The sequence below is a fragment of the Microcystis sp. M_OC_Ca_00000000_C217Col genome (assembly GCF_007095585.1).
GTDB classification, from domain to species: domain Bacteria; phylum Cyanobacteriota; class Cyanobacteriia; order Cyanobacteriales; family Microcystaceae; genus Microcystis; species Microcystis panniformis.
This window is the reverse complement of sequence record NZ_SFBV01000010.1, coordinates 1-10,560: the sequence shown is the minus strand read 5'-3', so window position 1 is coordinate 10,560 and position 10,560 is coordinate 1. Positions and strand designations below refer to the sequence as shown.

Below are 10,560 nucleotides of genomic sequence, written 5' to 3'. Positions count from 1 at the left end.
ATCGTCAAAACGATTGCCGGCTCTGAATTACAGGCTAATTTGTTTGCCCAGCAGATGCACAATTAGCCCTAAAAATCTGATAGCTCTGATACCAAATTATTGAGATAAACTCTCATTAAGCTGGCGATCGCTGACTAGAGTGTGACACTTCATAATTCTTAGTAATCGCTAAAAGTCTTACTATACCTGAACTTCCCCCATACATATATACCATAATAGCTGAAAACCCTTATCCATCAATGGATGCACCCCCTTAACTTTTCTTAATGTACCCATGTAATTTGTAACATTTCTTAATGGACAAGAATTCTCTCCATTTGCTAAAATAGTGGTCATGTATATAGAAAAAGTTCCGGCTCTTCGTTACTTGTTATGGTTCGACTTAATTGATTAGTTCGCTCTAGATCAAAAATAATTGACAAAAATCGCCAAATGCCTTTCTATATAAGGGTTCCATCCCTTATAACCCCCGTCCATTGCATAACAAAAACCGAAGAACCAAAGTTCCTAACCGTAATTCTCCCCCCGCTGTTCTTCTTCGAGAATCCTACCGAGAAGGAGATCAAGTCAAAAAAAGAACCCTGGCCAATCTCTCAAAATTACCCGATGATATTATCGACAATCTGAAACTGGCTCTTAAAGGGGCAACACTGTCCATGAATGAAGGCATTCCCAATCATTTTGAAGTGATTAGAAGTCTTCCTCATGGTCATGTGATGGCTATTTTAGAGACGATTAAAAAATTAGGTTTAGATAAAATAATCAGTGAAAAATCCTCACGAATCAGAAACGTAGTGGTGGCAATGATTGTGGCAAGAATCATCAATCCTAAATCGAAATTAGCCACAGCGAGAGGGTTTAATAGCGAAACTTGCAGTCAGAGTTTAGGACAATTGTTAGACTTAGAGAAAGCCGATGAAGACGAATTATATAACGCCTTAGATTGGTTATTAGAAAAACAAGAGAAAATTGAGAAGCACCTAGCACTTAAACACTTGGAATCAGGAACATTAGTCTTGTATGATGTCACTTCTACTTACCTAGAAGGAGATGGTTGTGAACTGGGAAAATATGGTGATAATCGAGATAAAAAGAAAGGGAAAACTCAGATAGTTTTTGGTCTGCTCTGTTCAGCTAAGGGTTGTCCGATAGCGGTAGAAGTATTTGAAGGAAACACCTCAGACGGTGCTACTTTAAGCGGACAAATTGAGAAAGTCAGAAAGGGTTGGGGGATTGAGAATGTGGTCTGGGTAAGCGATAGAGGAATTTTCACCAACTCGAAAATCAAGGAATTAGTAAAACCCATAGAAGGATTAGACTATATTACTGGTTTAACTAAGCCTCAAATTCGGAAACTGGCTGAGGTAGAAGTGATTCAATTAGGATTATTTGAGCAGGTAAACTTGGTGGAATTTGAGAGTGAAGATTATCCCGATGAAAGATTAATTGCTTGTCGTAATCCCTTCATTGCCCAGAAAAATCAACTACAAAGAGAGGCATTATTAGAAGCGGTAGAGAAGGAACTAGATTTGATTGTTCAGGCGACTCAAAGGGAGAAAAGAGCTTTAAAGGGTCAAGATAAGATAGCTTTGAGAGTGGGCAAGATTCTTAATCAGTTTAAAGTCAATAAATACTATAACCTAGAGATAACAGAGGAAGGCTTTTCTTATCAGCGTAAGCTGGAATTAATCGCTCAAGAAACGGCCTTGGATGGTGTGTATGTGTTAAGAACTTCTCTGGAGTCAACCTTGATGGATGCAGCGACGACGGTTAAAGCTTATAAAAGTTTATCTCAAGTGGAGGAGGCATTTCGCTGTTATAAGTCAATTGATTTAAAGGTACGTCCTATCTATCATTATAAGGGTGATAGAGTTAAAGCCCATATCTTTTTATGTATGTTGGCTTATTATGTGGGAGAGAAAAAAACGGAATCAAGAGAATTTTCCTGTGCATAGCTTTCGGACTTTGTTGGAAGACCTGGGGACAATTTGCTTGAATACAGTGGAATGTACGATTAGGGAGGGAAGTTATCGTTTTTCTAAGATAACTCGACCGACCCAACTGCAACAAAAAGCGTTAGATTTATTGGGAGTTTCCCTGATTTGTACCCAGTAACGGGGCAGCGGAAATTTTCTTAATCCCTTCTACAGCACAGGTTATGGCTTTTTGTCAACGGGGAAGTCCAGTAATATAAATATCGTGTGAGGAGTATAAGTTCAGTATAAGAAGAACCTTTGGGGTCGAAACACGGCAAGACTCCCAGAGGTTCTTCTTTTTCACTCCCTTATTGGCTCAAAGTCAGCCATAAAATCAGGTTTTCCCCGATCGCTAGTTTTTTCTCAAGTTATCCCTTCTAGGTCTGTTTTTGCTTGCCAAGAGCAACAGGTCAAAATTTTTGCCGAAGAAACTGCACAAGAGCAGTGTAATTGCTCGTAAAATTGGGAATTAAGTACAGGGGCAATCCTATGGCAGATAAAAATAACGGTAACGGTGGCTTATTCGTCGTCGGGGTTTTAGTGGGCAGTGCGATCGGGGCAGTGGCGGGTTTATTAGTAGCGCCGAGATCTGGAAAAGAAACCCGTCGAATTCTGCAAAAATCCGCCCGGGCTTTGCCTGAATTAGCCGAAGATCTGACCACGACGATGCAATTACAGGCCGATCGCCTATCGGAATCGGCCCGGCGTAATTGGGATGATACTTTAATGAGATTAAAAGAGGCGGTGACAGCCGGAATCGAAGCTAGTCAAAGTCTAGCCACGGACAATCCTTTCCCCGACTCAGAAGACTCCCCCCAAGGCGATAATCATCACTCGAATGACCATTAAATGACCGAACCTATTTTCTGGCTAGGATGTTCTTTACTGCTAGTCGCCGTTAGTTTAACGGCGGTTTTCATCGCTGCTTTACCTGCCCTGCAAGAGTTAGCCCGGGCAGCCCGCAGTGCCGAAAAATTATTCGATACCCTCCATCGGGAATTTCCCCCGACTCTAGAAGCAATTCGCCTAACAGGGGCGGAAATCAGCGAATTAACCGAAAATATCGATGAAGGGGTCAAAAGTACCCGCCAAGTTGTCCAAGGAGTCGATCGCAGTCTCGGTAGTGCTAAAGCTGGTCTCAGCAAGCTCGATCGTGGCAGCCGTCGCCTCTTGATCGGTTTGAAAGTCGCTTGGAATACTTGGAAACGCAGTTAAGCAGATGGGGAAGTGGGGTGTGGGGTGTGGGGTGTGGGGTGTGGGGAGTTTTCTCAGTGAACTGATAACTGATAACTGATAACTGATAACTGATAACTGATAACTGATAACTGATAACTGATAACTGATAACTGACTCCACCAACAAACTTTTTGCCGCAAACCCTACTTAGGCAGAGGAGAATATAAGTTATTATGGGTGATTTTCCGGCTTTAACGGCGTTAATTCTGGCTGGTGGTCAAAGTTCCCGTATGGGACGAGATAAAGCATTGTTATCTTTTCAGGGTCTCTCTTTTCTAGAGAATATCTGTGTAATTGCCCAAGATTGTGCGGTGCAAGTGTCTGTGATTACGCCTTGGCCAGAACGTTATGAACTGATCATTCCCCAATACTGCCGGATAATTAAGGAACCGCTTCCCACTAGGGGGCCTTTATTGGCCTTTGCCTTGGCATTAACTTTTGTATCAACCGATTGGGTTTTATTACTCCCTTGCGATTTACCTTTACTAACGCCTCCAATTATTCAAGAATGGTCAAGATTATTAGCCACTGTACCAGAAAATGCCATGGCTTTGGTTCCTCGGTGCGGCAATCGTTGGGAGCCTCTCTGTGCTTTTTATCATCGTCGTTGTTTAGCATCTTTGCAGACTTATATTCAGCAAGGGGGAACTTCTTTTCAAAAATGGTTAAATGTCGCTGTGGTGGAGGAATTGATTATCGATAATTCCGAGATTTTATTTAACTGTAATACTCCAGAAGATTTAGAGATAATAATAAACTCCCCAGATATTAACCGTAAGAAAACCTAGCACAAAAGGGAGTAAAAGTAAAGAGATCGGCGAAGAAATATTGGATAAATGGCGATAACCATAGTAGAGCATTCCGGTTAGATAACCGCCCGTTACACCTATAATTGCGCCAATAATATCGCCATTTATGGATAAATAGGAAGTGAGCAAAATGACGAGGGAAAAGGGCAAAACTATTAGGCCAGCTAAAAATATATCGCCAGTAAAACTACCATATTTATTACTTAATTTTCTGCCAAACCAACTAGATAAAGTCAGAATAATAAAAGGAAATACTGCCCAGCCTAATAACAGCAAAAACTCAGATTTAACTGTCCAGTTTTGCCAAGTAAAAGCGATAAAAAAACTGCTGATTATTGCTGCTAATGCACCCGTAGCCAAAGCCTGATTACGGTTAAGCTTTAAAAAAGACTGTGCTAGACCGGTCTTAGGTTTGAGCAAAGATGAGCCAGAGATTTTCAGCAAATTAAAAACAATAAAAAGAGTTTTTGACCACTTGATTGATTGCTGTTGTCGATAACTTTTATGAGCATCTCTTAACTTATTGGCAATGGCATGATAGCGGCGAAAATTTCCCTGTTGCTTAAATTTCTTGGCTGCTATTTGAAAATCTTTTCGTGCTGCTGGCAGTTCCGAGAGTTCCTCTAGAGCTAATCCTCTGTGATAATAGAATTGGGGGTTATTGGGGTCAATGGCGATTGCTTTGCCATAAGCTTCTAGGGAGGATTGGGTGTAACCGAGTCGTTGACGGGATAAACCGAGGTAATAGTAAGCTTGGGAACAATCGGGTTTTAACTGCAAAACTTGCCGACAATCGCTTAAAACTTGCCGATCCTGCTGATTATGGTAGTAAACTTCCGCCCGTTGCAGATAGGCCTGCCAAAATTGCGGATTAATTGTGATCGCTTGCTGGTAAAATGCGATCGCTAGTTGATAATTTTTCTCTTGAGCGTAGTGCCATCCCTGTTGATAAAAATCCTCGGCACTGCGGTTAAAAGTGGGTATTTCCGGGGATAAACTGCGATCATACTCTTTTCTTTTGTCTTTATCGCTCAAAACCCGATAAGCTTGTTCAATTTCCCGAAATTTTGCCACTGCTTCTGGATCATTGGGATTATAATCGGGGTGATATTGCCGGGCCAGACGACGAAAAGCGGCTTTTATCTGATTATTACTGGCATTACGGGGAATTTGCAGGATTTCATAGTAATTTTTCATACTCGAATGCGGGGGGAATTTTCAACTACTTAAAATTGTTGCCAATGGCTCGCCGAAACGACTATCATTGTCAATTAAATAGCTTTTATTGAGAGTTGATCGCTTATGTCTGCCTACACTGCTTCCTCCCTGAAAGCGGAACTCAACGCGCGGGGGTGGCGCTTAACTCCCCAGCGAGAGAAAATTCTGCACGTTTTCCAGAATTTACCGAAAGGCAATCATCTCAGTGCCGAAGAATTGCAGGAATTGCTGGACAAAAGGGGGGAAGGAATTAGTTTATCGACAATTTACCGCAGTGTTAAACTGATGTCGCGGATGGGAATTTTGCGGGAGTTGGAATTGGCCGAGGGTCATAAACACTACGAACTCAATCAACCCTATCCCCACCACCATCATCATTTGGTCTGTATTCAGTGTAATAAAACCATCGAATTTAACAATGATTCCATTCTCAAACACAGTCTCAAACAGTGTGAGAAAGAGGGTTTTCAGTTAATTGACTGTCAGTTAACCGTGATGGCCATCTGTCCAGAAGCTTTGCGGATGGGTTGGCCGTCGGGAATACCGAGTAATTGGGGTTGTACCCGTTCGCTGGTGGATACTCGTTTCCAAAACTGCGAGATTCCCGAATCAAAGGAACCGGAACCAGAAAACTAGACATCTAAGCGGACATTCCCAACTGAAAACCGAGAGCTTTTTTCTGCATTAATTGGAAAATATTATAAAATCCGTTGGCGCGGGAAGGGGTAAGACTGACTTTTAAACCGGTTTCTTCGATAAAATCCGGGGTGACTTGCAGGATTTCCGAGGGAGTCAGTCCATTTAACCCCTCGATTAACAAAGCAACTAAACCTTTGACTAATTGTGCGTCGGAATCCCCTTTGTACCAAACTTGGCCATTTTCGATGTCGGCAGTGATATAAACTTGGGATACACAGCCGTGGACTTTATTAGTGGGTATTTTGGCAGATTCTGGTATTGGTTCTAGTTTTTTAGCAAAAGCTAGTAATTGTTCGTATTTTTGCTTAGGATCGGTACGACGTTTGAGGCGTTCGACGATGCGATCGAGATTAGACGGGAGCATATTGCGAGTTAAAATAGGAAAAAATTAGCCAATAGCTTTTTTATATTAGCATTCTCGCGGAAGTTGAGCGCTGTGGTTATCGCTGCCAGGACTGCCTTGGTCAGAGGGTCTGGAGGCTATCTGCTAGAATTGGCATCAATCAAACGCCACGCTTGCAGGAGCTATGGATAAACGCCCTACCAAAAATATAAAATCTCCTTACAATCCTAGGCAATATCGGACTGCCGTTTCAATTTCTTGCATTTTTTCTTCGGATAGTTTCCCAACTGGTGCGGAGGGGAAGCGATTTTTATCAATTGAACGAATTTGAAAACCAAGAAAGACTGTTTCTAAAGGAAGCCCACTTTCATCAGTCGAAACGCGAACATTAGTCGGATAATCTTGGCGAATATTTTCTCCTTTCGTCCCCACCACTACCATCACCACTAAGGGTAACTGATTGATCACATCAATAGATAATAAGTAGTCATGCAAAATTAATTACCTGCCCGATCGAGCTAAAACCCTTACGGGGCAATGATCGTCATGTGTAAATAATTTTGCCTAGGTACTTACTAAAACTGGTCTAGTTCCTGCTTGCTCTTTTCCTTGAATCGGGTTAAGATTAACGAAATAAATTTCACCTCTTGCGATAGTCATTTTCTACAAACCGTCCATTTCAGAGACCATAAACTCCTGATTAATGGTAGCGATTTCTCCTAAAATATCCTGATCATCTGCCATTATTTGCAATTGCTCTTCATCAATTAATTGAGTTTCTATTGTCAATTTTACTTTAGTATTCGGCTTAAGATTAAAGGTTTCAGTAGGATAAAAAGCTTCTCCATTGAAAATAGCAGTAATTTTTTGATTCATCATTTCTGTACCAACATAAATCAAGCTTCTCTTACTTGATGATACCAAATAAGTACCTAGGCAAAATTATTTACACATGACGATCATTGCCCCGTAAGGGTTTTAGCTCGATCGGGCAGGTAATTAATTTTGCATGACTACTTAAAGTATCGAAAACCTCCGCTTCGAGAGAGGAAACCCTCGCCTCCTCTCCCTTGTAGGTATTACTTCCGCGCTTTGCGGACGGTACCCCCTAGCATTAATCCGCCCAAGGTGATAAAACCGAGAAGGCTAGAAGGTTCTGGAGTGGTCGCAGTCGGGGTGGGAACCGTCAGCACCGAAGAGATTCCGTACAAAGGGCGGAATGCTACCGGACCGTTAAACCCTGGACCAAAATCGCTCCCATAACGAATCCAAGTTACGTTCGTTCCATAGCTCGATCCGATAGTTACTGGTACCGACCCAAGTGGACCTAAATTAGGTTCCGACCAAGCAACTCCCGAAGATAAAGTCCCCGTCCACACATCACCGAATAAATAATGACCAGATTGCGACATCGAAATACCACCATCATGACAAATGATGCCAGCCGCCGGTATATGGGGACAGATATCGCCATCCCACAGGTCGGAGTTACCGAAGGCGATCAGTTTGCCATCTAGACCATAGATAGGGACACTCGTGTCAACTGTATTGGTTGAGGTATTGTCGATCGCATTCACACTAGCTGTCGAACCGATCACCTTCCAAGTAATACTAGCAGGGTCGATTCCTACATTCGTAAAAGCGTCATTTAATATTGTTGAGGTGTGCGCCTCATTGTCAACAAAGGTATTGTAGGTATTTATGTCAGTGCTTGTTGCTTGAATCGTGCCATCCGTAACAAATACCAAGCGATACTGATTACCAGGACTAAGACCAGAAGGAATCAGTTGAAAAGCTTCTGCAATGCCAGAGATGCCTAGAGTCGCAAGGGCAACTCCTGATAGGATGCCGATAATGGGTAGTTTCACGTAAAATTGTTGTAAGGATTATGTAAGTTTTGGAACAAAATCAAAAATTCATAAGGAAACCTTACCCCCCCCCGCACATTTGTCAAGTCTTTTAAATAATTCTTAATATTTCTTGCCGTTTTGCTCTCTGGCTCTTGTCCAGCTTTTCGACGGAATCGCTAAAATGATCAGGGGTATTTTAGAGGCAAGTCTATGAGTGAACCGGTAACTCTTGCGGATATTTACCAGCTATTCCGCACTTCCGCCGAGGAATATGATCGCCGGGCTGAGGAATATAATCGCCGGGCTGCCCAATCCAAGGCGGAATATGATCGCCTGGTTGCCGAATCCAAGGCGGAATATGATCGCCTGGTTGCCGAATCCAAGGCGGAATATGATCGCCATAGAGTCGAAATAGAGAGCCTCCTGGCCGAATCTAAACTAGAAAGCGATCGCTCCATGGCAGAACTGAAACGGACGGTTGAACGAACCAGCAAAGCGGTAGATAGTCTCACCACTCGCTGGGGTCGATTTGTGGAAGAATTGGTAGAACCGGCGGTTTTACGGCTTTTTCAGGAAAAAGGCATTGATATTAAGGAAGTTTATCCCCGTGCCAGAGTCAAGCGTCAAGGTATCGCCATGGAAATTGATATCCTAGGGGTGGATGATACCGATCTTGTGGTGGTGGAATGTAAATCTCGATTATCTCAAGATGATGTAGATGAATTTATTGAAAAATTGACTCGTTTTAAAATCGCTTTTCCCCATTATCAAAACTATCGAGCCTACGGTGCAGTGGCAGGAATTGAAATCAACGAGGGAATCGATCGCTATGCTTATAAAAAAGGTCTATTTGTGATTAAACCCTCCGGAGATACGGTGGCTATTATTAATGATGCCGACTTTCAACCGAATACTTGGTAATTTCCCTAGTCAAAACAATCGCTATGGTTAACCTTTCCTACAATAAAAATCGCCTTCTTCCCACTGCTGAAGAATTACCCTGTTCTGACGAAACACCCGTGGATAACCAGTTACAGAACGACATTCCCAATCTATTACTTAGTTTATTAGCATTTATTTGGATGGGGCGGGATGATTGGTATTTTGGTGTCGATATGGGAGTTTATTACAATCCCGACGAACCGGCGATCATACCCGATGGATTTTTAGCCATTGGAGTCAAACACGATACCGGCGAAAGGGGAAGATTAAGCTATGTTCTCTGGGAAGAAGCTTATATTATGCCGATATTGGCCCTGGAAGTGATTTCTGAGAAATATAATGGGGAATATGAGGGAAAGTTAGCGGATTATCAAACCCTAGGCATTCTCTATTACGCCATTTACAATCCCTTGAGCGGTAGAAGGGGAAGGTTTAAAAATAGAGAGAGATTAGAGGTTTATAAGCTTATAGCGGGGAAATACGAGCTTTTAGAGCCTGAAAATAATCGGGTATGGTTGCCAGAAATCGGGTTAGCCTTGGGATATGAGCAGGGAGAACATATCGCTTGGGTGCGAGAATGGCTTTATTGGTATGATCAATCGGGAAATCGCTATTTAACCGCAGAGGAAAGGGCAAGGGCAGCGGCGGCCATCGCCGCTCAAGAACGTTTGAATGCCCAACAAGAACGTTTGAATGCCCAACAAGAACGTTTGGCTAAACAGGCAGCCGAAGCGATCGCCGAGCAAGAACGTTTCGCCAAACAGCAAGCGGAACAAAAAGCCCAACGACTAGCGGAAAGACTAAGATCACTGGGTATCAACCCCGATGAAATGTAGGGGTGGGTTTCCTCGGCAATTTTAGGGGATTAATCGCGTAATAATTCCGGTTCGGTTAATTCGTCAGTCATTTCCATCAGGGCCCGTTGGACGGGTTTAATCATCGGGTCGTCGATATTTTCTACGGTATCGTAGCGGACGCGTTTGGCCCGTCTAGCGACTTGCACGACGATCGAGTAACGATTGCTGGCCGCATTCATCAGTTTATCGGTGAGATAAATCATCTCGGAGGAGTCGAATTTAAACCGTTTGGACATAGTTATATTTAGCCTTCTCTGGCGAATTTGGCACTTGTCACTGATAATAGGTTAGTGATCAGTTTTATTACTCAATCCACCTTACCACATTTTGTCCACCCTAAGGATAGGGTTATCCTTGATCTCGATCGGATTTTGTCAAGTACTTTTTACAAAACTTAAATCAATTTTATACAAGTTTAAAAATATACAAATAAAGAGTTGACATCCTCACCGCCAGGGCCGGACGGTGATGACCGGCAGATCAAACAAGCTTAATTGAATGATCTTCGGCTGGGTTGACGCTTCACAGGACGCTGCTTCTTTAACAGAAGTCTTATGCTGTCCGACCCGTCCGTTTTTTAAGGTCTCCGATTGCCCACCGGCGACCTTGATAATTAAAGTCAGTAAGAGA

General features: G+C 42.7%; 11 protein-coding genes and 3 pseudogenes. 7 read left to right on the top strand and 7 right to left on the bottom strand.

Annotation, left to right across the window (positions count from 1 at the left end):
* Positions 1-476 precede the first annotated feature (476 nt).
* The 4 genes and pseudogenes from EWV66_RS00630 to EWV66_RS00610 all read left to right on the top strand — a co-directional run bounded on the left by EWV66_RS00630 (position 477) and on the right by EWV66_RS00610 (position 4,000).
* Positions 477-2,115, top strand: a pseudogene (locus tag EWV66_RS00630) (IS1634 family transposase).
* Positions 2,116-2,465: 350 nt separating this feature from the next.
* Positions 2,466-2,825: a YtxH domain-containing protein gene (locus EWV66_RS00620; protein ID WP_002790189.1), complete on the top strand. Its 360-nt coding sequence runs from the start codon at positions 2,466-2,468 to the stop codon at positions 2,823-2,825.
* A complete protein-coding gene (locus tag EWV66_RS00615; protein WP_002766050.1) occupies positions 2,826-3,191 on the top strand; it encodes a hypothetical protein in 366 nt (121 codons plus the stop codon).
* Positions 3,192-3,385: 194 nt separating this feature from the next.
* Positions 3,386-4,000, top strand: a complete 615-nt coding sequence (locus EWV66_RS00610; protein ID WP_002790187.1) for a molybdenum cofactor guanylyltransferase — start codon at positions 3,386-3,388, stop codon at positions 3,998-4,000.
* On the opposite strand, the gene EWV66_RS00605 is transcribed toward EWV66_RS00610, so the two are convergent.
* A complete protein-coding gene (locus EWV66_RS00605) occupies positions 3,953-5,218 on the bottom strand; it encodes a DnaJ domain-containing protein (RefSeq protein ID WP_052277540.1) in 1,266 nt (421 codons plus the stop codon). The genes EWV66_RS00610 and EWV66_RS00605 overlap by 48 nt on opposite strands.
* Positions 5,219-5,323: 105 nt before the next feature.
* Here EWV66_RS00605 and EWV66_RS00600 point away from each other — a divergent pair, with 105 nt between their 5' ends.
* Positions 5,324-5,875, top strand: coding sequence for a ferric uptake regulation protein (locus EWV66_RS00600; protein ID WP_002737956.1), 552 nt, complete (start codon positions 5,324-5,326; stop codon positions 5,873-5,875).
* Between the two features lie 4 nt (positions 5,876-5,879).
* Here the strand turns inward: EWV66_RS00600 and EWV66_RS00595 are convergent, their stop codons facing one another.
* The 4 genes and pseudogenes from EWV66_RS00595 to EWV66_RS00580 all read right to left on the bottom strand — a co-directional run bounded on the left by EWV66_RS00595 (position 5,880) and on the right by EWV66_RS00580 (position 8,149).
* Positions 5,880-6,302, bottom strand: a complete 423-nt coding sequence (locus EWV66_RS00595; RefSeq protein ID WP_002766044.1) for a SufE family protein — start codon at positions 6,300-6,302, stop codon at positions 5,880-5,882.
* Positions 6,303-6,500: 198 nt separating this feature from the next.
* Positions 6,501-6,941, bottom strand: a pseudogene (locus EWV66_RS00590) (type II toxin-antitoxin system PemK/MazF family toxin).
* A 3-nt stretch (positions 6,942-6,944) separates the two neighbouring features.
* Positions 6,945-7,160 carry a hypothetical protein gene (locus EWV66_RS00585; protein WP_002790182.1) on the bottom strand — a complete coding sequence of 72 codons (216 nt, stop codon included), beginning with the start codon at positions 7,158-7,160 and terminating at the stop codon, positions 6,945-6,947.
* 200 nt (positions 7,161-7,360) lie between these two features.
* Positions 7,361-8,149 carry a PEP-CTERM sorting domain-containing protein gene (locus tag EWV66_RS00580; protein ID WP_002790181.1) on the bottom strand — a complete coding sequence of 263 codons (789 nt, stop codon included), beginning with the start codon at positions 8,147-8,149 and terminating at the stop codon, positions 7,361-7,363.
* Between the two features lie 192 nt (positions 8,150-8,341).
* Here EWV66_RS00580 and EWV66_RS00575 point away from each other — a divergent pair, with 192 nt between their 5' ends.
* Together EWV66_RS00575 and EWV66_RS00570 are read left to right on the top strand one after the other, a co-directional pair.
* Positions 8,342-9,052 (top strand): hypothetical protein, encoded by a 711-nt coding sequence (locus EWV66_RS00575; RefSeq protein WP_052277542.1) that lies wholly within the window; start codon positions 8,342-8,344, stop codon positions 9,050-9,052.
* 23 nt (positions 9,053-9,075) lie between these two features.
* On the top strand, positions 9,076-9,909 hold the full coding sequence (locus EWV66_RS00570; RefSeq protein ID WP_052278521.1) for a Uma2 family endonuclease: 834 nt from the start codon (positions 9,076-9,078) through the stop codon (positions 9,907-9,909).
* 29 nt (positions 9,910-9,938) lie between these two features.
* Here EWV66_RS00570 and EWV66_RS00565 read toward each other — a convergent pair whose 3' ends face one another.
* Both EWV66_RS00565 and EWV66_RS00560 read right to left on the bottom strand, forming a co-directional pair.
* Positions 9,939-10,166 carry a DNA-directed RNA polymerase subunit omega gene (locus EWV66_RS00565; RefSeq protein WP_002761217.1) on the bottom strand — a complete coding sequence of 76 codons (228 nt, stop codon included), beginning with the start codon at positions 10,164-10,166 and terminating at the stop codon, positions 9,939-9,941.
* A 210-nt stretch (positions 10,167-10,376) separates the two neighbouring features.
* A pseudogene (locus tag EWV66_RS00560) lies at positions 10,377-10,560 on the bottom strand (RNA-guided endonuclease TnpB family protein); the annotation flags it as partial.